Below are 23,579 nucleotides of genomic sequence, written 5' to 3'. Positions count from 1 at the left end.
AAAATTAGTGGCTTCAGCAAGAATTACAGTAATTACTGGCATCAACTTTTTACCATATCAAGTATATCATCTATGTACTCGCGAGAATTACTCAGGCGCGGCACTTTGTTTTGCCCGCCAAGCTTACCACGCTTCGACATCCACTGATAAAAAGTGCCGTTTTCTACAAAATGTACCTTCGGCGCATGCAGTGCCATGTCTTTATAGCGTTTGGCATCGTAATCAGAATTTACCTTTCGCAGGGTTTCGTCCAATGTTTGCACAAACAGGTGTTCATCAACCGGTTTTTTAGAAAATTCTATCACCCATTCATGGCAGCCTTTGTTGCCTTCACCCATGTAAACCGGGCCGGCGGTATAATCAACCATTGTGGTGCCGGTGGCCTGGCAGGCTTCTGTTATGGCTATGTCTGCATTTTCAATTACCACTTCTTCGCCAAAAGCATTAATAAAGTGTTTCGTACGGCCGCTTACCTTTATTCTGAACGGATATTTTGAAGTGAACTTTACGGTATCACCAATTTTATATCTCCAAAGGCCAGCATTGGTCGATATCACCAGCGCATAGTTTTTATCCAGTTCAACCTCGTCCAGTAAAATTGTTTTCGGGTGGTCTTTGTCCCATTCTTCCATGGGTATAAACTCATAGAAAACGCCGTAATCAAGCATCAAAAGCATTTCGCCTACCCGGCTTAGTTCATCCTGTATGGCAAAAAAGCCTTCTGACGCATTGTAGGTTTCCATGTAGGCCACCTGGTCAGAAGGGAAGAATTTTTTTCTGAACAACTCTCTGTAAGGCTGAAACGCCACCGCGCCATGCACAAATACTTCAAAGTTTTCCCATACCTCAAGCATGTTTTTCTTTCCGGCGCGTTCCATAATGTTTTCAAGCAACACTACTGTCCAGGTGGGTACGCCAAGAATACTGGTTACGTTTTCCTGCGAGCAAATTTCTATCATCTGCTCCATTTTTTCTTCCCAGTTTTCCATCAGCGCAACATCAATAGGTGGAGTACGTATGAAATCGGCCCAGGTAGGCAGGTTTTTCATAATCACTGCCGATATGTCGCCTGCCTGCGTATTAGGATTAAACGGATTTTTATGGAGTGTGCCACCGATAGACAATCCTTTACCCTCAAAAAGCTTTGTTTCGGGGCGGTTGTTCAGGTACAGGGTCATTACGTCTTTACCGCCTCTGTAGTGGCAGTCTTCCAGCGACTCTTCTGATACCGGAAGGAATTTGCTTCTGCTGTTAGTTGTACCTGACGATTTGGAGAACCATTTGATGTCAGACGACCATAGCACGTTCTGCTCGCCTTTCAGTACCCTTTCAATGTAGGGGTACAACTCTTCGTAGGTCGAAACAGGAACCCTTTCCTGAAAATCTTTTATGGTTTCAATACTGCCATAGCCATATTTAAGACCCCATTCGGTAAAACGGGCGCTTTCTATCAGTTCATGAAAGATACGTTGTTGGGTTTCAATAGGATATTGCAAAAACTCTTCAATACGCTCTATTCTTCTCTTGATAAAAAAACCAAGTATATCGTTTAAAATGCTCACGACATTTATGAATTCTGGATTACTGTGTAAATTATGTAAATTTCTTTGCTTGTACGCAATTTCAATAATCTTGTTTTTTAAATCAACACAATGCCGGAGCAATTGTTTGCGAAAACACCATTACAAGCCTTTTGCCCTGTCAGGGTAGTCGGTTATTACGCCATCACAGCCCAGCGCCTTTATTTTTTCCATGTCTTCTCTTTTGTTAACCGTCCACGGAATCACCCTTATGCCCAGTTCGTGCAGTTGTTTTACCCTTTCGGTAGTTACCTGCGTAAAATAGGGGCTCCAGATGTCGGGCTTAAAGCCCAGCTTGTCCAGATTCACCTGTACGTCGTTATTGGCGCGGGGCTCAATGAGCACAGCAACGGCAATTTTTTTGTATTTACCGGCCAGAGTCTGGGCATTCCAGTGTTTCAGAACGTTGTAGTCAAAGCTCTGCATGTTTACTCTTTCTAAAGGCAATTCTTTCACAATTATTTTATAAACCAGATCTGAGAACTCAGCTACCTCTGGCTGGGTTTTGCCAATTTCTTTTTCACTGCTTTTTATTTCTATATTATACTTTACCGGAGGCAAGCCTTTTTGTCTGGTATATTTTTCTATTTCTCTTATCATTTCTGTCAGCAGGGGTTTGTGCGCTTTCATTTTTTCCTGCTCAGGAAACCCTTTGTTGCCACGTGCCCCCACATCATATTTTTTTATTTGCTTGTAGTCCATCTGGTACAGATTCCCCTGGGTTTCTTTAGTTATAAATATACCGTCGGGGTCGGTGGTGATGTCAGGATTAAAATAGGTGTCGTGCGAAACCACCACTTTTTTGTCTTTAGAGATGACAACGTCCAGTTCAATGACATGGGCCCCCAGGTCAATTGCTTTTTTGAACGAAGGAATGGTATTTTCGGGCAGGAGACCCCGTGCACCACGGTGGCCTTCAATTTCAAATGGTGTAGTTTGTGCCATTGCTAAAACCGGAAACAATAAGAATAATAAGGCTTTCATGAGTTGTTATGATTGAATAGTAATAAGCAAATCTGGTTTGGCAGGTATGTGATAGCGGTTCATTATGACCACTTAAAATCAGACGTTCCACCAATACGTAAATTTAACAACCAGGCTGCGGTTTCTGACCTGAAAAGTATCAGAAAAATAATTGTCGGTATAAACCAGAAACAGGTCTGATGCCGGGCTGTAACGCCACTGCAGACGGGTATTGATATTGAAATTGTTATTCTGGTTGTTAAACTGTACAAAGTTAGTCAGGAACAATTTATTTGTAAAGGTAACATCGATTTTCGGACCCAACAGCCAGAGATTATATTGTTTATTTATTAATTCTTTAGGCAGAACGGGGTCTTGCTCAAACGCCAGGCGGTTATAATTGGCGCTCATGGTAATGGCCACAAAAGGCTGGAATCGATAACCCACCTCTCCGTTTAAGCGCAGGCGGGTTCCGTTAGCATAGTAGCCTCCATAACGCGTTGAAACCAGATAGGTAAGTAATGCCTGGGGTTTGGATGTATAATCAAAACCGAAAGAATCCCATTTGTGTTCACTTCCCGCCGGTAAAAACACCCGGGCATAATTGGTGGGGTCAAAAGCGCTTAACAGTTTTACATAATTATGCGCACCCCAGATAAACAAGGTGTTGGTCTTTCTGAAATTGAATTTATAGCCAATCAGTTTTTCGTTTTCTGTTTCCTGCGTAAAATCTTTTGTAAAGTAATGAGTAAGCATAACAGTTGGCCCGTGGCTTAGAATGGTTCCACCTGCCTTCGGAAACATCAGATAGGCAATCTGGGGGTTCAGTTTACCATAGTTGATGCGAGGAACATACCCAACCTCAGCCGAATAACTGTATCCTACGCGTTCTGCCTGTATACCCGTTACCCATTTTTTAGAGGTATAAAGAATATTACCGGCAAAAACATCGTCGTTATTTTTAGTATTGGGGGTAAAAGATGTTAAATAGAGTAGTTTACCCGTCCAGTCATTTTTTTTTGAGGCCAGATTGTATTCAATACCCAGGTTGCGGTTAAACTGTGTCAGTCCGTTAAGTTTAACAAGCGAATCTGAAGTGTTGCTGTAGTTGAGGGTTTCTTTGTTTACCATCATGATGGCGATATTTGAACGGGCAAACATTCGTCGTTGCAGGGCAATGACACCGAAATTCTGAGCAGGTACTCCTAAGTCATTTTTTCCGGTTTGCATATCCATAAAGCCAATCCGCCAGTCTTTATTGAGCTTGCCGCTCAAACGGACTCCAAAGTTAATGGGAGCATTTAAGCCTATTCGCCGCGAAAAAAACGGACGGATGTTCTGGTAACCGAAATTGGAGAATAAATCGCCGTTTTCAAGAAAAAACTGTCTTCTTTCAGGGAATAATAGCTCAAAACGGTCGAGATTGGTTTGCTGCTGGTCAACTTCAACCTGCGAGAAGTCGGGGTTGACAGTCAGGTCAAGATTTAATGAGGAAGTAAGCCCTATTTTGGCATCAAAACCTAGGTCTCTTCTGAATTTCGTGGGCGAGTTGGCTTCCTGATTTGCCCTTACACCCCCAAGGGCATACGGAATAATAGAGATGTTTGAACCCACCTGTGGTGGGGCTTCGTCCCACACCAAAGAGGCGGCGTATGCCAACGATGCAGTAGGGAACTGCCGGGGAACAGGCGCCCAGGCAGATTTCTCAGTAGTTTTTAGGTCTAGCCGGCTGAAATTAACGCCCCAGCGGGTAATTCCTTTTTTATAGCGCAGAGTTTTAAACGGTATTGCGGCCTCCCAAATCCATTTGTCGTCGTCATATTTTACTTCAGAAGTCCACTTGTTCTCCCAACTCAGGTTGGCCGAACTGCCATTATACAAGAGGCCGTCCCACTGGGCACCATGTGCGTTGGCACCAAATGTAAAGCCGTTGGTCTGGTCGTCAAAAGTATCTATAAAGAGCAGGTCGTTGTCATTTTTTCCGAAATTAAAATCCCGCTTCAGTGATTCAACCATATAAGGCCCCGGTACTTTTTCGTAGTTTATAAACAGCACATACAGGTTTTTATCGTCGTAGGTCATCTTCACCTCTGTTCGTACAAAGGCTTTGCTGGTATCCATAGGCAGCACCTGATGGAAATCAGAGGCCAGTTGTGCTTCTGCCCAGGCTCTTTCATCTGGTATGCCGTCTATCCTGACGGCTGATGTGGCACGATGAATGTGGTATTCTATTTTATCGTTTTTCTTTTGGGCGAAGGCATGGGAGAGAAAAACAAAGCTGCATAGGTAAAAGATAAAGTAAAAAGGTTTTGTAAAGCTAGGTTTCAAAGTATTAAAAGAGGTTATAAGGTTGAAACAGTAAATTTACAAAGCTAAAAACAAAAACCTCACAGATTTAAGAAATCTGTGAGGTTTTTGTTTTACTTACTTTATTTAAGCTTATTCTGAAATTCCGTCAGAAGCGTCTTTGTTTTTCTTCGACTGCATATCAAATATCAAAGAAATACGCCAGGTATTGGCAAGCGCATTACCCTGGGAAACCGGTATGAGGTACGCGAAATCAATGCCATAACTGTTTTTAAGTTTCAGACCCAAGCCTGTGGTAACATATCTTTCGCCACCTTTTAAGGCACTTTGCAGAAAGTATCCGCCACGAACGGCAAACATGTTATTATACAGGTATTCAACACCAAAAGAGCCGGTAACCTCTCTTAATTCTTCTTTTAAGCCATCAGGCGCATCAGTAAATGAGGAAAATATTGCCTGTATAGGGCCGGTCTCGTTGGGGTCTTTTCCTTTTACTATATTTCCGTTGTTGTCTCTTAAAGGAGGCGTCGGTACCAGAAGTTTGTTGACATCAACCATAAAGTTAAACTGGTTGTAGCTGTTTACCCGGTAGTTCATGGCACCGCCTAACTTCAGATTTGTAGGAATAAAATATCTGTCGCGGCCATAGCTGATTTTACTGCCGATATTCTGAATCATGGCTCCACCTGAAAAAGCGGCTCCTTTTTCACGGTTTTTTACTGTTGGCGAATCGTTCATATAAAAGAACGAGATGTCGCCGGCAGCGGTATTAGCAGGTTTGCTGGCTACCTGATTAATAGATTGAGACCCAACCAGATTAGAGTGAATGTACTTTAGGTTAATACCCATGGCAAAGTCTCTGCTCAGTTTTCTGGAGTACCCTGCCGTGATATTCATGTCTCTTGAATCAAAAGTTCCGGTGTTTTCGCCATATTGATTCATGAAGTCAATTCTACCCTGGTCAAAATAGGTCATTGAAAAACCAATAACCTGGTTTTTCTCGAGTTTCTTAAAAATGGCAGCATGCAAAAGCCCCATGTCGTCTACAATGTCTCTCAACCAGGGTGTGTATGAAACGGTTGAGCCCAAATCACGGTCAATGAAAGGTAATTTGGCGCTGTTCCAAAACAATGAGTTGGCGTCAGGGGTTGATGCCACACCGGCATCGCCCAGCGCAGCACCTCGCGAGTCTGGTGAGAACGTGAGAAACGGAACAGCAGTTGAGACCACTCTTTTCTCATTCAGGGGCTTTACCTGTGCTTGAGCTGAAAGAGAATTTATCAGGACTAAACTTGCCAACGTGGCCAATAATTTGCTTTTCATGAGAGCTGTTTTTCATTCCACCCTTTAAGCGGGTACTTTAAAAAATTATATGATGTATCGGATTCCACTGTTTCAAGGCATCAAATATAACAGTTTTTCTTATTTACTTCCAAAATAGTAATTTGCCCGAAGCAGAAGTTTTTCCACTTTTATTCAGAAATCCGGCAGTAATTCTATAAAAATAAGTTCCGCTGATTAAATCGGACGACCTGAGAGTCATCTCTATGTTAAGTTTACCCAGGCAGGCATAGCACTGTTCCTGTTTTTCGTAAATCTTTTTGCCTGTTTTTTCAAATACCTCAATATAAAAGTTAAGGTCTTCGCCGTCGGCGTTATGTTGTATTACAAAACTGGTTGTTTCCTGAAAAGGATTTGGATAATTATAGGCGCTTAGTAGTCTGAATGAGTCATTATCTACTAAAAAAGCTAACGTTGCCTCCGTAGAATTATTATAAGTATCCCATATTTTTAATTTAATGGTGTGTTTGCCTGTGGGTAGTTTTCCCAGTGCATATTTCAGTTCGCCTTTCGTATAGTCTGCTGTGTTTGTAAAATACTGATTTACAATTGTTTGTAATGTGTCGTTCAGGGTAAGTAACATTTCATGCCCAATGCCGGCCTGCGACAAATTAATACCGTTTTCATCAAAAATGCTAGCAGTAAGTACATTATTTTTATCTACAAAAAGTTCAATTTCAGGGCCTTTGGTATCTGTGCTGTTTACCGGCGCGCTGCCGCCTACCCAAAGATTAATAAAGCTTCCAATGGCGTCGCTGCTGCTGTCGGCACGAAAGGCATAACAATTGATTTTGCCCTGCCCGAGCTGATAATTAATGTCTTTCGGAACAATGAAGTCTGCTGAAAAAACGCCGTTTTTAACAGCAAACCTGCCCTCATAGATTTTGTTCTGATAAGCCTGATACCTGAATTTATCAGTTTTTTGCCCCAGCGTGCTCAGGGTTGAGGGCTTATCAAAAACAGATATCTGGGCATAACCGTTGTAGTCAGATATCAACTGGTCTGTTTCTGGGTTTCTGACTTCGCCCTCTAGTTTCACCTTTGCCAGTGCTTTTAGTGTTTGGGTTTCTGGGTTCTGGTTATTAATTTTTGTTATAATAACTTTATCTGCAGGGTAGGCCAGCTTCATAGACGGGTCGCCCAGTAGAGAAAAGTTACGGTTATTGACATGGCTTAGCGAATTGTTTTTAGTTATCCTGAACACATCTCCCAGCTTTGTGCAAGGGTTTTGTTTACTTAAGACGAAAGCCGAGTAAAAAGCGTTGTTCAGCAAAAAATTAGTGTAAGAATAAACTGGCCTGGTGGTGGTTAGCAAACCTATGGCAGCACCTCGTGGGCTTAGCAAGGCAAGCTCGGCACCCGAAACTACAGAAGGGTCATCAAACCGACCGAAAGAGCAGGTGGCTGTCAGAAACAAGGGCATATTGGCCAGATTCTTCCAGGTATCAATCTGGTCAATGGTCAGTATTTTTTCTTCGGTCCAGCCATCCGGGCCACCGTGGCCGCTGTAATTGACAATCAGGCTACCCTCATTTACGGCTTTGTTAAGGGCTTTGTTTGCTTCTGGCGCAATGGTGCCAATTGGGGTGCCCACCAGTTTGTAATTATCGAGATATATTTTATTGAGAACTACATTTTTATCCTGGGTTTCAAGCAATGCAGCAATCCTGTCGGCGTCTGACTGGTGGATGTTCCCGTCGCCGTCATCGGCTACAAAACTAATTTTTCCTCGCCATTTACCGATGGTTTTATTGTTTTGGGCATAGTATATCAGTTTATCAATCATGTTTCCGGCTTCATCAGCGGTTTTAGCCGGTAGCCTGCCTACACCTATATCTAGCGTATGATTCCCCTGGTTATCCTCTGCCCAGTCGCCTTCATGGGTTTCCAGAAAACCAAAGTAATCGTCTGAAGAAAAACTAAAAACCGGGTTCAGCGATTCCCGGCTTTCATAAGTAGGTATGTAAAGATTGGGATTGACATAGTTAAACCCGTTATTATTTTTGTAGTCGTAGGTGGCATCGCCAAATAAGAGCAGGTATTTTAATTTTCCGGGCTTTTTGAGCCACAAAAAACGGGCAAAATCCCTTATGGCGCTTACATCGGGTTTGCCTGATGCAAATTCATTATATACTTCACCGGCAGTAGCAACCAAAACTGAAAGCCCGTCATTTTCGGTTCTAAAATCAGCCAGCCGTTGTGCCTGATTTTTCCATTCAGGTAATGTGATAATCAGCAAATCGGGCACTTCCACATTATGTAGATTCTGATTGCCTGTTTTTTCAATAGTATTGGGTTCCAGTAGGTTCTTGTCTGTAAACAGGGCAAATGTTTTTAAAACACCGCCTGTTGCCACACCAAAACTAGACTCTGAACCACTGAGTGTGTAAGGAATATTTTCAGGGGCCTGCGGATTAGTAACATCCCATATTTTTGACTGTGCCGAGGCTTGAGCTATTCTGAAACGACTTGTGGGATTCGACATACTTTCCAGAGACCGCACAAGCGTCTGCGATTCATAAAATTGCAGGTTTCGTTTCGACTGGATTTCGTAGTAATTCAGATAAGCGTTAGCGGTTGATTGCCCCGCCTTATTATAAGCATAAGTAAGTTTTATTGAATTGCCGCTGCTAACAGTAGAGGTGAATGTAGCCGCACTTTCGGTGCCTTTCAGGTCATAAATTCCTTTGGCATCATACTGGCCGGCTCTAATGGGTGCAAAAGTGATATTCCCCAGGGTGTTTCCGTTAAGTTTCAGACCCAGTTGGGTGGATACATAGGCTGCACTAACCCCGGCAGACTTGATTTTGATTGTAGAGTTAGGCACCAGCCCTTCTATGGTTTCATCAAAATGTACTTCGGTTAAGTTTCCGAGGGGCTCGCCGTACCATTCGCGACCGGAGCCGCCCAGCTCTCTGATGCCGGAGCTGATGAGGTTTTTCAGGTCTGATTCATGAAAACGGAAATCATCAAAAGTAGTGATGGTGGTTGATGCCTCTATGGTTTTTGCATTGCCCACACGCAGGCCTTTGGTATCGGCTATGGTCAGGAAGTAAAAAGTGGTGTCAGAATAATAGTTTTGCTGATGGCTGAACTGCTGCTTAGCGGCATCAAAAGTAATGGTATGGGGGCTTTCGGCATAAAAAAGAATGTAGTCTGCCTCATCAAATTTGCCGTCGTTTTCGCCAGCTACTTCAATGGCATTTTCTTTTAAGTCTGTTGGTCTTGTTGTATTGTTGGCCTGCGGTAACATAGCGCCTCCATTACCATAAAGCCTGATGTTTTGCGGATTAACTTTGCTGATGTCAATCCCGGCCTTTCTCAGTATCCCAGCATTGATTTTATAAACACCCGTTTGCGTAGTTGCAATTTTGTACCAGTCTCCTTTACTTAAAACGGAAGACTGTGCCTGAAGCCCAATACTCGACCAAACACTGATACACACAATAAAAAACCGGCTTTTCTGTAAGTAAGAAAAGTTAAGAAACCTGGCCGATATGTTATTGATAGAGGAAAGCAGCATCCATTTATTGTTCTTCTATTAAATCAACTCTGGCAGTGGCCAGGATAGTATATCTGCGTCTTGAATTTCGTTCCATACACAAAACGCGGGTGCGTCTTTTTTCCAGCCTTTGAAAAACCGTATTGCGGAAAGTAAACCATTGGTTATCGGCCACGTCTGATAACAAAACGCCGCTGGGGGGTGTCAGCTCGTGCATTTGCAATGCTTTTGCCAGCGGTGCATAACTCACCGACGAAGCAGCAGGATTGCTCATGTATTTGCTTAAGGGTACAAAAACGGTTTCCGGAAAAACACTCAGATTCAGAATGGGGGCCATTAACTGCTGAAAGTTTTTCTTCCATTCTGCCCCATGCGGCTCTATTTTCTTTCGTGTTTTGTTAAGCCAGGCCCGCTGATGCGCAATTTCATGTATATACGTAATTACAAAAGCGTAGGCGTTCAGGTCGTTATTAACGGTTATTTTATGCAGCCCGTCTTTAAATGTATAGTTACCAAAGCATGAACTGCGCGTGCGTGTAATTTTAAACGAGAAGGGTTGCTCTTTCCAGAGTGCCAGACAATAATCAACAGCCTGTGCAGGCACATGCCTGCTTAGCATTTCAAGCATTTTCTGGGCAACTTCAGGCGTGTAAGAAACCGGTAAGGGCGGCAAAGGTTTTTCCTGCAGAGCCTTGCTTACTGATTTAAATAATCTTGTAATAGACATGGAAGACACTGTATTTTTTTATCTAACAAAATTGTAGCAGCAAATATTTCAAAAAAGTAGAAATTGATACTGCTAACTAATGCGGCTCCAGTTGGTTTCGTTATTGCGCAGATTCAGCAGGTGATGCCTTACGGGTGCATTTTCAGGCTTTTCAATCTCAGGGTCATTATCCAGAATCTCAATGGCGGCTTCGCGGGCATATTTCAGTATCTCGCCGTCTTTGGCCAGGTCGGCCACTTTCAGGTCTAGCATACCACTTTGCTGGGTTCCGGCCATATCTCCGGGCCCACGGAGCGACAAGTCAACCTCTGATATCTCAAAACCGTTATTGGTTCTTACCATGGTTTCAATACGGGTGCGGGTTTCTTTGGCCAGCTTAAAGTCGGTCATCAGTATACAGTATGACTGCTCTGCTCCACGACCCACACGGCCTCTTAGCTGGTGCAACTGCGACAAACCAAAGCGGTTGGCACTTTCTATTACCATTACCGATGCATTGGGTACATCAACACCCACTTCAATTACGGTAGTGGCTACCATTATCTGTGTTTCCTGATTTTTGAAACGCTGCATTTCATAGTCTTTTTCTTTCCAGCCCATTTTGCCGTGTACAATGCTGAGCGCATATTCCGGAAACGCCCTTGCAATGCTTTCAAAGCCGTCCATCAGGTTTTTGAACGATAATGTTTCCGATTCTTCAATCAGCGGATACACCACATATACCTGCCTGCCTTTCCTGATTTCGCTACGCATAAACTCAAAAACCCGCAGGCGGTCAGAATCATACCGGTGGATGGTCTTGATAGGCTTGCGCCCCATCGGCAGTTCGTCTATCACCGATACGTCCAGGTCGCCATACAAGGTCATTGCCAGTGTTCTTGGAATCGGCGTGGCGGTCATTACCAGTATATGCGGTCTGAAATTTCGGTTTTTGTCCCAAAGTTTGGCTCTTTGCGCTACTCCGAAACGATGTTGCTCATCAATAATACAAAGGCCCAGATTTTTAAACTGCACGTGGTCTTCCAGCAAAGCGTGGGTACCTACCAGAATCTGAATGCTGCCGTCAAGAATGCCATCATCAATAATTTTACGGCCTTTTTTATTGACTGAGCCCGTTAGTTCGGCTATTTTAATGCCTATCAAATCGGCAAATCTTTTCAGGTTGGTATAATGCTGGTCAGACAATATCTCGGTTGGCGCCATCAGGCAAGCCTGCGCGCCGTTGTCTATGGCCAATAGCATGGTAATAAACGCCACAATGGTTTTACCACTGCCTACATCCCCCTGCAATAGCCTATTCATCTGCTTGCCCGAGCGCAAATCTTCAAAAATTTCACGGATTACCTTCTTCTGCGCATTGGTCAGGTCAAAAGGCAGGTGATGTTGATAAAACTCGGTGAGCAACTGCGTTTTGGTAAATATCTGTCCGGCAAAATCCTGCTTGCGGATAAGTTTCTGCTTAATAAGCCTGAACTGGTTATAAAACAGCTCCTCAAATTTTAAACGGCGGGTTGCCTGCCTGAGCGTCTCGGCATTCAATGGCAGATGAATATGATATAGTGCATCCTGTTTTGAGATAAGCCTGAACTTCTGAATCAGCGAACCGGGCAGGGTTTCACGGATATGCGGTCTGGCCGAGCCCAGCAGCACTTTCATCCAACGGCTTATCTGCTTGCTGTCTATGTACCGTCTGCGTAGTTTTTCTGTCAAGGAATACACCGGCTGAAAATACCCCCCGCGTTCGTTCTCCGGTGTGAGCGGGTCCATTTCAGGATGACTAATCTGCCATTTGTTGCCAAAAACAGTAGGCTTGCCGTACACAATGTATTCGCCTTGCAGGCGCAGGGTTTTTTCTAAAAAAGTAAGCCCCTGAAACCACGTAAGCTCCATCATTCCGGTGCCATCGGTAAACTGCGCCACCAGCCGTTCTTTGTTGCCTTCGCCCACTCTGTCCCACGACCGCACCCTGCCTTTAATTTGCGCTGCATTCATGGCCTCGTTCAGCTCACTGATGCGGTGAAACTGTGTGCGGTCTTCATGCCGGAAGGGGTAATATTCAATCAAATCGCCATAAGTGAAGATATTGAGATCCTTGTTGAGCAGCTCTACTTTTGCAGGGCCTATTACTCTCAGGTTTTCAATTTTTGTATCAAAAAAGGATGTTCTTCGCTCGCTCATGGTATCGAATTTAGCAGTAAGGGCAAAATTGAACAAATTTTTTTTGATTTTTTGCAAAATCTCTCTACATTTGCAATCCTTAAACAGGCACGGAGGTCTTAGCTCAGTCGGTTAGAGCGTCGGATTGTGGTTCCGAAGGTCGTGGGTTCGAGCCCCATATTCCTCCCTTCAACTCCCTTGAAACTTAGTTTCTTGGGAGTTTTTTTTTAAGCCTTCCTCTGCTATTATAATTCTTCTTCTTTTATTTTCTGGTCTCTGTTTTTGTGCTATTTTTGATTTTATAAAAAATCAAGAAACTCAATGGAACCTGTAACAATTTCTCTTATTGTTGGCTATTTAGCTAAAAAACTAAATGACAATAAAACCTTTCAAGACTTTACAAGTGATTTTACAAGCGCTACAATTAACTGGATTAGACCTTTTTTTCTAAATGACGATGGAAAGCCAAAAGAAGCTTTAGAAAAATTAAAAGCTAATCCTGAAAGTGAATCTAGGCAAAAAATGGTTCAAGCTATTTTGGAAAGTGAAATAGAGGATAATCCTGAATCAAAAAAGTATTTGCAAGAAATGTATCAGGTAATTAAAGAAAAGGAATCTAAGGGTGAAGCAATTAGAATCATTAATAGTAAAAATGTAGTGATAGGAGATAATTCGATACAAGGAGATTTTGTTGTAGGCGATAATAATACTACAGGAAAGTAATGGAGCAAGGCGAAATATTAGAAAATATTAAAAACTATGTAGGTGGCTCAATCGATGCTACAGGGAATGTTATTGTTGGTGATAACAACACAATTGTTGTTAATATTTACAAGTTTGATGATTATAATAAGCTAAAAGAAACCTTACAGAATAATTTAGAAAAATTAGATAAAACACAAAAAGCATATAAAGAAACACCTATTCCCTTTTTAGCAGAATCAATTTCTTTAATTAATAAAGAGATAGAAGTTATTCAAAAAGAGATAGATTTATTTGAAAAAGAAATAATTTCTTTAGCCAATGATTTAACTAAAATACCAATTAATACTGAAAGGCTAGAAAAGGCAAGAGCTTACTTTTTAGATGGAAAGCAAAATGAAGCAAGAGCTTTTTTAGAATCAGAGAAAGAGTTCATGAGTAAGGAGCAAAACACCTTATTAGAAAAAAAGGATAGATTAGAAAAAGAAGTAGAGGAAAATGAAAAAGCATTATTGAATAACGCTAATGAATTTCTCTTATTAGCACGTTTAACCGCTATAGATTTTACTTTACCAAATCGAATTGCATTAACAAAGGAATACTTCAAAAAATCAATAAGCGCTAATAAGAATACAGATAATTTATTTCCTTATGCCTATTTTTTGCAGGAAAATAATTCTTTTAATGAGGCAATAGAAATTTATAAAGAAGCACTTGAGATTTATAAAAACTTAGCTAAACCCAATCCACAAGTCTATCAGCCTTATGTGGCTACTACTTTGAATAATCTGGCTGTTTTGCATAGTGATAAAAATGAGTTAGAAGACGCTGAGAATGAATACCAGGAGGCCTTAGAGATAAGAAGAAACTTAGCTAAAACCAATCCACAAGTCTATCAGCCTTATGTGGCTACTACTTTGAATAATCTGGCTGTTTTACATAGTGATAAAAATGAGTTAGAAGACGCTGAGAAGGAATACCAGGAGGCCTTAGAGATAAGGAGAAACTTAGCTAAAACCAATCCACAAGTCTATCAGCCTGATGTGGCGATGACTTTGAATAATCTGGGGAATTTACATAGTGCTAAAAATGAGTTAGAAGACGCTGAGAAGGAATACCAGGAGGCCTTAGAGATTTATAAAAACTTAGCTAAAACCAATCCACAAGTCTATCAGCCTGATGTGGCGATGACTTTGAATAATCTGGGGAATTTACATAGTGCTAAAAATGAGTTAGAAGACGCTGAGAAGGAATACCAGGAGGCCTTAGAGATTTATAAAAACTTAGCTAAAACCAATCCACAAGTCTATCAGCCTGATGTGGCGATGACTTTGAATAATCTGGGGAATTTACATAGTGCTAAAAATGAGTTAGAAGACGCTGAGAAGGAATACCAGGAGGCCTTAGAGATTTATAAAAACTTAGCTAAAACCAATCCACAAGTCTATCAGCCTGATGTGGCGATGACTTTGAATAATCTGGGGAATTTACATAGTGCTAAAAATGAGTTAGAAGACGCTGAGAATGAATACCAGGAGGCCTTAGAGATAAGAAGAAACTTAGCTAAAACCAATCCACAAGTCTATCAGCCTGATGTGGCTACTACTTTGAATAATCTGGCTGTTTTACATAGGGCTAAAAATGAGTTAGAAGACGCTGAGAAGGAATACCAGGAGGCCTTAGAGATAAGGAGAAACTTAGCTAAAACCAATCCACAAGTCTATCAGCCTGATGTGGCGATGACTTTGAATAATCTGGGGAATTTACATAGTGCTAAAAATGAGTTAGAAGACGCTGAGAAGGAATACCAGGAGGCCTTAGAGATTTATAAAAACTTAGCTAAAACCAATCCACAAGTCTATCAGCCTGATGTGGCGATGACTTTGAATAATCTGGGGAATTTACATAGTGCTAAAAATGAATTAGGGAAGGCCAAAGAGGAGTATTTGGAAGCTCTTCAAATAAGGCATCATTTAGCACTACAAAATCCGGGAGCCTACCAAATTTCTCTAGCTGAAACGCTTAATAACTTTGCAATTTTTTATTTATATCGTGAACCTGAAAAAGATAAATCATTAGGCTTATCATATAATGGCTTTGTAAATGCCTATCCCTACCATGAGCAAGTACCCAAAGCATTACATTTTTGCCAGATGTCTATTCAAATCTGGAAAAAATGGGGAGAGGATTTATTAAAATACCTGAATGAAAATCAAAGCAGTGAAAACACCTGATTAGTAAATTCAATTTCCAGAATCCCACAAATTTTCAATAAATTGCTACAAGAAAATTTAAAAGTATGATATCCAAACCTGTTATATCATGCCATTCAAAGTCGAAAAGGTAACGCTGGGGGAGATTCTGCCGTATCGCCATTTGTTTCTGCAGGAAATAAACCGGCAGGTAAGATACAATGCTACACATGAACGCCGCTGGTCAGACGCATACCTGCTTTATGCTGACGATACCATGATTGGCTATGCCGCCGTAAAAGGGCAGGAGATACCTGACCGCGACATCCTCTTTGAGTTTTATCTGCTGCCTATGTATCAGCATCTGGCAAGCAGGGTGTTTCCATACTTATTGTCGGCTTCAGGCGTTCAATATATAGAAACCCAAAGCAATGCGCTGTTGCTTACCACCATGCTGTATGAGTTTGCCGTTAATATACATGCCCCTGTTATTTTGTTTGAAGACGGCCCGCATGCCAATCTGCCTGCACCCGCAGGGGTAACTTTTCAGACCAGACAATCATTTGAAGCCCTTTACGGCAAACAAACAGAAAGCGACAGCGGTTATGTGCTTGAGAAAGCCGGAGAAGAGGTAGCCAACGGAGATTTTTTATTGCACTATAACAAACCTTTTGCAGATTTGTATATGGAAGTAAAAGAGAGCCACCGCCGGCAAGGCCTGGGGGCGTATCTGATACAGGAACTGAAACGGGTGTGCCATGCGGCAGGTAAAATACCCGCTGCCCGCTGTAATATAGAAAATAAAGCATCGAAGGCAACTTTACTGAAAGGCGGCCTGCAAGTAGTAGGCCTTATGTTGATTGGAGAAGTGAAAAAATGAAAAAGCAATGATTTACCACGTTCTGAATGGAGACTCCCTGGCCTTGATTTTTAAAGAGACCACAATAGAGGGAGATGTTATGATTGCCCGTGAGGCACTGATTGACGGCAGCCTGGCCGGAGATAACCTGCCCGATTTCTGGCAGACCCGCGCGGATAGTCATGGTATTAGTCTGGATGAATATCAGGCCTATTCGGTTTCTGAGTTTGACCAGATAATGAATGCCCCGCACGATGCCACTTTCCATCTGTGGTTTGGGTATGACTTGTTTTGTCAGGTCAATATGTGGTTTGTTATTTCGTTAATTCATAACCAACCCAATAACAGAAAAACGTATGTGGTGTACCCGACTTTTCTGGCTGAGGCCGATATCTGGCAGGAGTTCGGCCATGCCGGGGTAGATGATTTGGAGGCAAGCCTTGCAACCCGCATCAAACTGGAGCCAGAAGATATTCAACTGGGGAATGACCTTTGGCAGGCATATCGCAGGCATGACCTACAGGCTTTTGCTCAATTATCGCAGCGTCAATCGGCCTGTTTTCCGTATTTAAAGCAGGTAATTCAGGCGCATTTAGACCGTTTTCCGGCGGAAGGACAAACGCCCAGACATGAGCGCGTACTGGCTGAAATTATAGAAAACGGAGAAACCGATTTCCATAACGTGTTCAGGCTATTTACTGAGCAACAAGGTATTTATGGCTTTGGAGACGCGCAACTGAAACCGGTTTATGATAAACTGATGGCCAGGTAAGACCCAAAACCACTCAAAAATATGTGATGCCTCATGGGGCAATGTGAGGGTTTTTATTAACTTCGTACACAAATATTGAATAGGAATATGTTTAAGACGTTGTTTTTGATTTGTGTTTCAACAGGGGCATTGGCTCAGCAATTAATGAGCAGTGTAGTGGGCGACTGGATAAAAGAAGATATCCGGTTAAAAGATGGCAGCCCTATTTTGGATAAAACTATCAATAATTTACAGTTACGTTATATTTTTAATACAGACGGCACGGTAAGGGCGGTTTATGAGGGGAGATCCGGCGACAGGTCCTACAAGATTAAAAATGATACGCTGATTATCGGTGGCGATACTTTCTATAAAATTGAACAGTTGAGCGACATCAAACTGGTGTTGCAGCAAATTACTGCCGACTCGTCTGCCAATGCTTTGAAAATTATCTTTACCCCGGCGCATTTATATAACATTGGCTATTTGCCCGAAAAGTACCGTACCCGTGGTGGTGATACCATTTATGTGCTGAAACCCAACTACCTGGAGCCATTCTTTATGGACGCTGAGATGTCGGCCAGTGCCTATATTTCAGATAATTTTGATTTCCCGGAGTACAGGGCTGCAGATTTTTATACGCGGTTTATTATAACCAGTAAAGGCGAGGTAAAAGGCATTGAAATTTTGAGAAGTACCAGCGAAAGGTTTAATAATAAACTGATTGCTGCCATTAAAAAAACAGAGGGCAAATGGAAACCCGCCATTTGGGAAGGCAAACCCGTAAACGTAGAAGTAAAAATGGGCTTTGATATAGGCTGGTCAGAACGCGAGGCAATGAAAAATTCATCAGCAGACCCTGATGCAGCAGAGGCAGATTTGGCGGAGTCGAACGAGTTTCTGTCTGAAGGAAAATACAATCTCTCTGTACGAAATTATAACGAGGCCATCAGAAACTTTACCTGGAGCCTTGAGAAAAACCCTTTAAACGTAGATGCGTACTATGGCAGAGCCAGCGCTTATGCAATTAAAAAAGACACCAAAAGAATGTGCGAAGACCTGCTGCAACTAAAAAACCTGCAACAAGCCAGAGGCACGCAGCTATGGGAGAAGTTCTGCACAAATAGCAATGGGGATAAAAAATAAATCCTGCTCCTTTATGTAAAAGAACAGGATTCATCAGGTTATTTCAATCAAAATGGCTTTTAAGAAGCAATCCAGCTAAATTCGTATTCCAGATTCGGTACTTTCGTACGCTCGGCAACACGGCGTAACCTGGCAGGTAATGCCATCAGGTAATCGCGGGCGCGTTCACCTGCATCATTCAGATTGGTTATGCCGGCAATTTTCCATTCATCAAGCAAAGATTCCATAATCTCAATGTAGTCTACGGTAGTATATACCCCCAAGCGTTGCGCTGCATCTGAAAAATGCGAGAAAGTCTGGCCGATTTTAACACCTGTTTCCCTTAAAAAGTGGGCAGGCATAACAATTTTCTTCTTCATCATATCTTCAAAGGCCAGCATCATTTCAGACGGGTCCACTTCAAAAATATTGCTGATAAAGGTTTTGTAAGCTTTGGCATGGCGCATCTCGTCAGAGGCAATCACTCCACACATTTTAGACAACGTGTTGTTGTTATATTTCTTGGCCAGGGTGGCTGTGCGGCGGTGCGAAATATTGGTGGCCAGCTCCTGAAACGATGTGTACACAAAGTTACGGTAAGGGTCACGGCCGGTGCCAATATCAAAACCATCGGCAATCAGAAATTGCGTTGATGTTTCCATTGCACGCATATTTACACGACCCGACAAATACAAAAACTTATTGAGCAGGTCTCCGTGGCGGTTCTCTTCGGCTGTCCAGTGGCGTACCCATTTGGCCCATCCGTTGGGTTCGTTTACCTGGTCAACACCTACTACATCAATCAGCCAGGACTCATACGTGGGCAGGGCTTCTTCTGTAATGGTGTCACCAATTAATACAGCTATATAGTCGTAAGGCAATTCTCTGGCGTTCTCTTGCAGAAGCTTTACTTCCTGAAAAAAATCTTCTTTTGTAGCGTCTGGGAGAAAGTCTGATGGTTGCCAATTTGTTTCGATGGGTTTCAAAAATTCTTCAACAAAAAAGTCAATTTTTTGTCCTACAAATTTCATCACCTCTAGTCTTAAATTGGATAATTCCATGATAATGTCTTTTAAAGCTCTTTTATTTTATAAAACGCCGCAAGGTACGTTTATTTTATCTGAAAACAGTAAAATATTGGCTTAATTTATGAAAAAGCCCATTTTCTGACTAGTTTTGTACAAAAAAAAACTTCATGAAAAAAGTTCTTGATTACATACTCAGTATTATTTATTTGCTCTATTTTGGACTATTATTAGTTATTTTTCATGTAGTACAGGTTGTGGCTTTTAATGTTTTCGGCAAAAAGGCGCACAAGAAGTCGGTTGATTTCTTCAATCTGATGCTTACAACCAGTTATTATATTACCGGCACTACGGTGCATTTTGAACAACAGGAAGCATATCCAACCGACCGCCCCATTGTTTTTATAGCCAACCACCAGAGTACTTTTGATATCCCGGCAATTATCTGGTTTTTAAGAAAACACCAACCCATTTTTGTTTCAAAAATAGAACTCGCAAAGGGCATACCCAGCATATCATATAACCTCAGAAAAAGCGGTGCCGCGCTCATAGACCGCAAAGATGGCAAGCAGGCGGTGTCTGAAATTCTGAAATTGAGTAAATATATCCACGAAAACAATTTTTCTGCTGTTATATTTCCGGAAGGCACCCGCTCTAGAACAGACGAAATGAAGCCCTTTGCCGAAGGCGGTATATCAGCTCTTCTTAAAAGAGCGCCCAATGCATTGGTAGTGCCGGTAGCCATACAGGGTACAAGAAGGTTCAACCCTACCAATGGCATGTTTCCGCTCACCTCTTTTTCAAAGCTATCATGGACAGCCCTGAAAGCCATAGAACCCAAAGGCAAAACCACCACCGAAATTGCCGAGCAAGCCAGAGAAGCCATAGCACAGGTTTTAAATGCAGGCAAGTAAAAATAATTGTATAAAACGAAGAAGAGACGCAGGCCTTGGCCTGCGTCTCTTCTTCGTTAATTGGGTTTAAGTTTTATTACAAACTGGCACCGGCAGTTTCAGCCTCGGGTGATATTTTCTTCACCAGGCCTTGCAACACTTTACCCGGGCCACATTCAATAAATTTAGTGGCGCCATCGGCTACCATATTCTGTACAGACTGTGTCCAGCGTACGGGTGCCGTTAATTGTGCAATCAGATTGGCCTTGATAGTTTCAATATCGGTTGATGGTTGGGCATTTACGTTCTGGTAAATCGGGCAGCTTGGCGTTGAGAAAGTAGTATTTTCAATGGCCTTGGCCAGCTCTTCGCGTGCGGGTTCCATCAGTGGCGAGTGGAACGCACCACCTACCTGCAGCACCAGTGCTCTTTTGGCTCCGGCAGCTTTCAGTTCTTCGCAGGCTATGTTGATGCCCTCAATGCTACCAGAAATAACCAGCTGGCCGGGGCAGTTATAATTGGCTGCCACCACGATGTTTTCAGGGCGGCGTGCCGATATATCAGCACAAATATCTTCAACTTTTTTATCATCCAGGTTCAGAATAGCGGCCATAGTTGAGGGGTTCAGCTCGCAGGCACGTTGCATGGCCGTGGCTCTTTGGGCCACCAGTCTCAGGCCGTCTTCAAAAGACAAGGCTCCGGCAGCAACCAGTGCCGAGAACTCACCCAGCGAGTGTCCGGCTACCATATCAGGTTTAAAATCGGGAATATTTAAAGCCAGAATTACCGAGTGAAGAAAGACAGCAGGTTGGGTAACATTTGTTTGTTTCAGGTCTTCATCTGTGCCCTCAAACATAATTTTGGTGATATCGAAACCCAGAATTTCATTGGCTTTGTCAAAAAGCGTTTTGGCCTGGGGAAAATTCTCGTTCAGGTCTTTGCCCATGCCACTGAACTGAGCCCCCTGCCCGGGGAAAACGTAAGCTGTCATAAATAATGAAAATGGTTTGTTGTTAGATAATCAGGCTCGCCTATCGGTTCTGCTGCATGCTTTTACGTACATCTATTCTTTCAGGCACAATCATGGCTGCCGAATAGCGCTGGCGAATGGTGTTATAGTATTTTTCGGCCTCCATGCGGCTCAGAAAATCACCTGCTTTAAGCCGATACGTAGGCTGGCTGAATGAAAGATAAGTATTTAAGTCAGGAAAATTCGAATATATAAATGATTTGGCCTCGTCTACTTCTCTGCGCTCGTTGCCTACATATACCTGTATCCGATACCCTGCCGAATAACGGATGTTCTTGTTCAGGTCTGACATGGCATCAAGAGCCTTATCTACCTGATTGTTAACATTCAGCGGAATCTCATCTTTAGTTGCAGTAGTGGGGTTGTCTCGCACGGTCTTATTGTCGCGGCTGTCAAAATCAGGCTTTTTTTCATACTTCAGCCGCACAGAAGACAAATCTTCGTCGTACTCACCAATTACCGAACCCTTTGAAGGTATGGAAGATCGTTTGCACGAATAAAAAACTCCCGTCAGAAGAAGACAAAATACTATTTTGGTTAAAATCTTCATAGGTTTTTTGTTATTGCTGGGGATTTCTTCTAATGAAATTTTTGTCAAAATTATAAAAATATTCTAAAACCCGGTTAAACTTATTTGGATTACAGAAGAAACGGCGTTCAAGAGATTATATTTTATCAGGGGGCTTAAGGCAAACAAAGGCAGGAAATAAAAAGAGAAAAATGCCCCGCCGTAACGGGGCATTTCTTTAGAAAATATACTTGGTTGAAAGAAAATGTGAACTGTGTTCTTCCACAATTTCATTGAAAATCTTCTTGTTTTCGGGGGTTTCTTTGGTAGCTACCACGGTTCTGATTGAAAAAGCTCTCAGTGCATCTTCAACCGAAAGTGTCCCTTCCGCCGAATCCTTTCTACCTGTGAACGGGAAGGTATCCGGGCCTCTCTGGCATTGGGCGTTAATGTTCACGCGGCTTACCTGGTTCACGAGCGGGTCAATCAGATTGGCTATCTGATCAGGGTTAGTACCAAAGATACTTACCTGCTGCCCGTGCGACGAGTTGAGCAGATATTGTATAGGCTCTTCTACGTCGTCAAATGGTACAATCGGAATCAGCGGCCCGAACTGCTCTTCTGAGTACACTTTCATTTTTTCATTTACCGGATACAACACTGCCGGGTAAAAGAAAGAATGCACCGTTGTGCCACCGCCTTCGTTCATTACCTCGGCGCCGTGTGCTTTGGCATCTTCAATACACTCGGTCAGGTAGGCTGGTTTGTTAGGCTCCGGCAGCGGAGTAAGATTAACGCCGGCCTCCCAGGGCATACCGTATTTCAGCTTTTCAAGTTCTTCGGTAAATCTGTTCAGGAATTTCTTGGCAATAGAACGGTGTACCCAAATAATCTTGATGGCGGTGCAGCGTTGCCCGTTAAAAGATAACGAGCCCAGAATACACTCTTTCACTGATAGTTCAACATCAGCATTTTTCAACACAATACCAGCATTTTTGGCATCAAGCCCCAAAACTGCTCTTAAGCGGTTAAGCTTGGGGTGCATTTTTTTCAGGTCGTTGGCTACTTTACTAGACCCAATCAGGGTGAGAATATTGATTTTGCCGCTTTGCATAATAGGCGGTATCACATTGGCGCCACGGCCATATATGGTATTGACAACCCCTTTCGGGAAACACTCTTTAAAGGCCTCAAGCATGGGGTAATGCAAAAGCGTGCCATGCTTAGGTGGCTTGAAAAGAATAGTATTACCCATTAGAATGGCCGGTATCAACGTGGTATAGGTTTCGTTAAGGGGATAATTAAATGGCCCCATACAAAGTACCACACCAAAGGGCGAACGGCGAATTTGCCCGATAATGCCCTGCTCAATCTTAAAGCGCGACGACGCACGGTCAATGTCTTTCAGGCAGTCAATGGTATCATATATGTATTCTACAGTACGGTCAAATTCTTTAATTGAATCAGCCAGAGACTTGCCAATCTCAAACATCAGCAGATTTACAATCTCTGTTTTCTTTTCCAGCATCTTCTTAATGAAGTTCTCCATGCACGCAATGCGTTCGCTTACACTCATGGTGGGCCATTCGCCGCGGCCGTTGTCAAAGGCTTTCAGGGCGGCATCAAGCGCCTCCATGGCTTGGGGTACATCAGTAATCGGGAAACTGCCTATGTGCTTGCTGACAAACTTGCCGTTTTCATCTTTTACATAAACCGGCGAGTAGACGTCCTGCGTGGCGCCGCTCCACTGGCGCATTTCTCCTCCTACCAGGTATTCACGCTGATGCAGGGGCGGAATCTGATAAGCTTCGGGAATTTGGTCGGCACTTGGAAAAATGGCCGTGATTTTCTCTTTTAGATTGCTCATAATTGTTTCTTTGGCTTAGGACGATTCATGGAGCCGTATCTTACAGCAAT

The 23,579-nt window shown here is 42.7% G+C and carries 17 protein-coding genes and 1 tRNA gene; 7 read left to right on the top strand and 11 right to left on the bottom strand.

Annotated elements, in window-relative coordinates:
* Positions 1 to 41 precede the first annotated feature (41 nt).
* From MB380_RS21125 to recG, 7 genes are all read right to left on the bottom strand, one after another.
* On the bottom strand, positions 42 to 1,562 hold the full coding sequence (locus MB380_RS21125; RefSeq protein WP_253531484.1) for a GH3 auxin-responsive promoter family protein: 1,521 nt from the start codon (positions 1,560 to 1,562) through the stop codon (positions 42 to 44).
* Between the two features lie 120 nt (positions 1,563 to 1,682).
* Positions 1,683 to 2,564, bottom strand: a complete 882-nt coding sequence (locus MB380_RS21120; protein WP_253531481.1) for a glycerophosphodiester phosphodiesterase family protein — start codon at positions 2,562 to 2,564, stop codon at positions 1,683 to 1,685.
* 78 nt (positions 2,565 to 2,642) lie between these two features.
* The gene (locus MB380_RS21115) at positions 2,643 to 4,871 is read right to left on the bottom strand and encodes a carbohydrate binding family 9 domain-containing protein (protein ID WP_253531478.1); all 2,229 of its coding nucleotides are present in this window, start codon (positions 4,869 to 4,871) and stop codon (positions 2,643 to 2,645) included.
* Between the two features lie 111 nt (positions 4,872 to 4,982).
* Positions 4,983 to 6,173, bottom strand: coding sequence for a type IX secretion system outer membrane channel protein PorV (gene porV, locus MB380_RS21110; protein WP_253531474.1), 1,191 nt, complete (start codon positions 6,171 to 6,173; stop codon positions 4,983 to 4,985).
* A 103-nt stretch (positions 6,174 to 6,276) separates the two neighbouring features.
* Complete coding sequence (porU, locus tag MB380_RS21105; RefSeq protein WP_253531471.1) at positions 6,277 to 9,714, bottom strand: type IX secretion system sortase PorU; 3,438 nt, start codon at positions 9,712 to 9,714, stop codon at positions 6,277 to 6,279.
* A gap of 4 nt (positions 9,715 to 9,718) precedes the next feature.
* Positions 9,719 to 10,420: a SprT-like domain-containing protein gene (locus tag MB380_RS21100; protein ID WP_253531468.1), complete on the bottom strand. Its 702-nt coding sequence runs from the start codon at positions 10,418 to 10,420 to the stop codon at positions 9,719 to 9,721.
* A gap of 72 nt (positions 10,421 to 10,492) precedes the next feature.
* Positions 10,493 to 12,598, bottom strand: a complete 2,106-nt coding sequence (recG, locus tag MB380_RS21095) for an ATP-dependent DNA helicase RecG (RefSeq protein ID WP_253531465.1) — start codon at positions 12,596 to 12,598, stop codon at positions 10,493 to 10,495.
* Positions 12,599 to 12,689: 91 nt separating this feature from the next.
* Between recG and MB380_RS21090 the strand changes: the two genes are divergently transcribed.
* The 6 genes from MB380_RS21090 (at position 12,690) to MB380_RS21065 (ending at position 18,227) form a co-directional block, all read left to right on the top strand.
* A tRNA-His gene (locus tag MB380_RS21090) sits at positions 12,690 to 12,765 on the top strand.
* Positions 12,766 to 12,898: 133 nt separating this feature from the next.
* On the top strand, positions 12,899 to 13,300 hold the full coding sequence (locus MB380_RS21085; RefSeq protein ID WP_253531462.1) for a hypothetical protein: 402 nt from the start codon (positions 12,899 to 12,901) through the stop codon (positions 13,298 to 13,300).
* Complete coding sequence (locus MB380_RS21080; RefSeq protein ID WP_253531459.1) at positions 13,300 to 15,513, top strand: tetratricopeptide repeat protein; 2,214 nt, start codon at positions 13,300 to 13,302, stop codon at positions 15,511 to 15,513. Before MB380_RS21085 ends, MB380_RS21080 begins: the two co-directional genes overlap by 1 nt.
* An 88-nt stretch (positions 15,514 to 15,601) precedes the next feature.
* Positions 15,602 to 16,351, top strand: a complete 750-nt coding sequence (locus MB380_RS21075; protein WP_253531457.1) for a GNAT family N-acetyltransferase — start codon at positions 15,602 to 15,604, stop codon at positions 16,349 to 16,351.
* A 7-nt stretch (positions 16,352 to 16,358) separates the two neighbouring features.
* Positions 16,359 to 17,102, top strand: a complete 744-nt coding sequence (locus tag MB380_RS21070) for a hypothetical protein (RefSeq protein ID WP_253531454.1) — start codon at positions 16,359 to 16,361, stop codon at positions 17,100 to 17,102.
* A gap of 87 nt (positions 17,103 to 17,189) precedes the next feature.
* On the top strand, positions 17,190 to 18,227 hold the full coding sequence (locus MB380_RS21065) for an energy transducer TonB (RefSeq protein ID WP_253531451.1): 1,038 nt from the start codon (positions 17,190 to 17,192) through the stop codon (positions 18,225 to 18,227).
* 59 nt (positions 18,228 to 18,286) lie between these two features.
* Here MB380_RS21065 and MB380_RS21060 read toward each other — a convergent pair whose 3' ends face one another.
* Positions 18,287 to 19,267 (bottom strand): acyl-ACP desaturase, encoded by a 981-nt coding sequence (locus tag MB380_RS21060; RefSeq protein WP_253531448.1) that lies wholly within the window; start codon positions 19,265 to 19,267, stop codon positions 18,287 to 18,289.
* Between the two features lie 134 nt (positions 19,268 to 19,401).
* Between MB380_RS21060 and MB380_RS21055 the strand changes: the two genes are divergently transcribed.
* Positions 19,402 to 20,145 carry a 1-acyl-sn-glycerol-3-phosphate acyltransferase gene (locus tag MB380_RS21055; protein WP_253531445.1) on the top strand — a complete coding sequence of 248 codons (744 nt, stop codon included), beginning with the start codon at positions 19,402 to 19,404 and terminating at the stop codon, positions 20,143 to 20,145.
* Positions 20,146 to 20,221: 76 nt separating this feature from the next.
* Here the strand turns inward: MB380_RS21055 and fabD are convergent, their stop codons facing one another.
* The 3 genes from fabD to MB380_RS21040 all read right to left on the bottom strand — a co-directional run bounded on the left by fabD (position 20,222) and on the right by MB380_RS21040 (position 23,529).
* Positions 20,222 to 21,115 (bottom strand): ACP S-malonyltransferase, encoded by an 894-nt coding sequence (fabD, locus tag MB380_RS21050; RefSeq protein ID WP_253531442.1) that lies wholly within the window; start codon positions 21,113 to 21,115, stop codon positions 20,222 to 20,224.
* Between the two features lie 40 nt (positions 21,116 to 21,155).
* Positions 21,156 to 21,704, bottom strand: coding sequence for an SPOR domain-containing protein (locus tag MB380_RS21045; protein ID WP_253531439.1), 549 nt, complete (start codon positions 21,702 to 21,704; stop codon positions 21,156 to 21,158).
* A gap of 196 nt (positions 21,705 to 21,900) precedes the next feature.
* Positions 21,901 to 23,529: an NADP-dependent glyceraldehyde-3-phosphate dehydrogenase gene (locus tag MB380_RS21040; RefSeq protein WP_253531436.1), complete on the bottom strand. Its 1,629-nt coding sequence runs from the start codon at positions 23,527 to 23,529 to the stop codon at positions 21,901 to 21,903.
* Between the last annotated feature and the right edge of the window lie 50 nt (positions 23,530 to 23,579).

Source organism: Emticicia sp. 21SJ11W-3, assembly GCF_024138715.1.
Taxonomy (GTDB): Bacteria; Bacteroidota; Bacteroidia; order Cytophagales; family Spirosomataceae; genus Emticicia; species Emticicia fluvialis.
The sequence above is the reverse complement of the archived record's forward strand: the minus strand, read 5'-3'. Positions and strand labels throughout refer to the sequence as shown.

What these genes read in the sequence shown, in the direction of transcription:
- MB380_RS21120 (WP_253531481.1), bottom strand. Translation starts at nt 2,564, where the DNA reads ATGAAAGCCTTATTATTCTTATTGTTTCCGGTTTTAGCAATGGCACAA.
- porV (WP_253531474.1), bottom strand. Translation starts at nt 6,173, where the DNA reads ATGAAAAGCAAATTATTGGCCACGTTGGCAAGTTTAGTCCTGATAAAT.
- porU (WP_253531471.1), bottom strand. Translation starts at nt 9,714, where the DNA reads ATGCTGCTTTCCTCTATCAATAACATATCGGCCAGGTTTCTTAACTTT.
- MB380_RS21100 (WP_253531468.1), bottom strand. Translation starts at nt 10,420, where the DNA reads ATGTCTATTACAAGATTATTTAAATCAGTAAGCAAGGCTCTGCAGGAA.
- recG (WP_253531465.1), bottom strand. Translation starts at nt 12,598, where the DNA reads ATGAGCGAGCGAAGAACATCCTTTTTTGATACAAAAATTGAAAACCTG.
- MB380_RS21085 (WP_253531462.1), top strand. Translation starts at nt 12,899, where the DNA reads ATGGAACCTGTAACAATTTCTCTTATTGTTGGCTATTTAGCTAAAAAA.
- MB380_RS21080 (WP_253531459.1), top strand. Translation starts at nt 13,300, where the DNA reads ATGGAGCAAGGCGAAATATTAGAAAATATTAAAAACTATGTAGGTGGC.
- MB380_RS21075 (WP_253531457.1), top strand. Translation starts at nt 15,602, where the DNA reads ATGCCATTCAAAGTCGAAAAGGTAACGCTGGGGGAGATTCTGCCGTAT.
- MB380_RS21070 (WP_253531454.1), top strand. Translation starts at nt 16,359, where the DNA reads ATGATTTACCACGTTCTGAATGGAGACTCCCTGGCCTTGATTTTTAAA.
- MB380_RS21065 (WP_253531451.1), top strand. Translation starts at nt 17,190, where the DNA reads ATGTTTAAGACGTTGTTTTTGATTTGTGTTTCAACAGGGGCATTGGCT.
- MB380_RS21060 (WP_253531448.1), bottom strand. Translation starts at nt 19,267, where the DNA reads ATGGAATTATCCAATTTAAGACTAGAGGTGATGAAATTTGTAGGACAA.
- MB380_RS21055 (WP_253531445.1), top strand. Translation starts at nt 19,402, where the DNA reads ATGAAAAAAGTTCTTGATTACATACTCAGTATTATTTATTTGCTCTAT.
- fabD (WP_253531442.1), bottom strand. Translation starts at nt 21,115, where the DNA reads ATGACAGCTTACGTTTTCCCCGGGCAGGGGGCTCAGTTCAGTGGCATG.
- MB380_RS21045 (WP_253531439.1), bottom strand. Translation starts at nt 21,704, where the DNA reads ATGAAGATTTTAACCAAAATAGTATTTTGTCTTCTTCTGACGGGAGTT.
- MB380_RS21040 (WP_253531436.1), bottom strand. Translation starts at nt 23,529, where the DNA reads ATGAGCAATCTAAAAGAGAAAATCACGGCCATTTTTCCAAGTGCCGAC.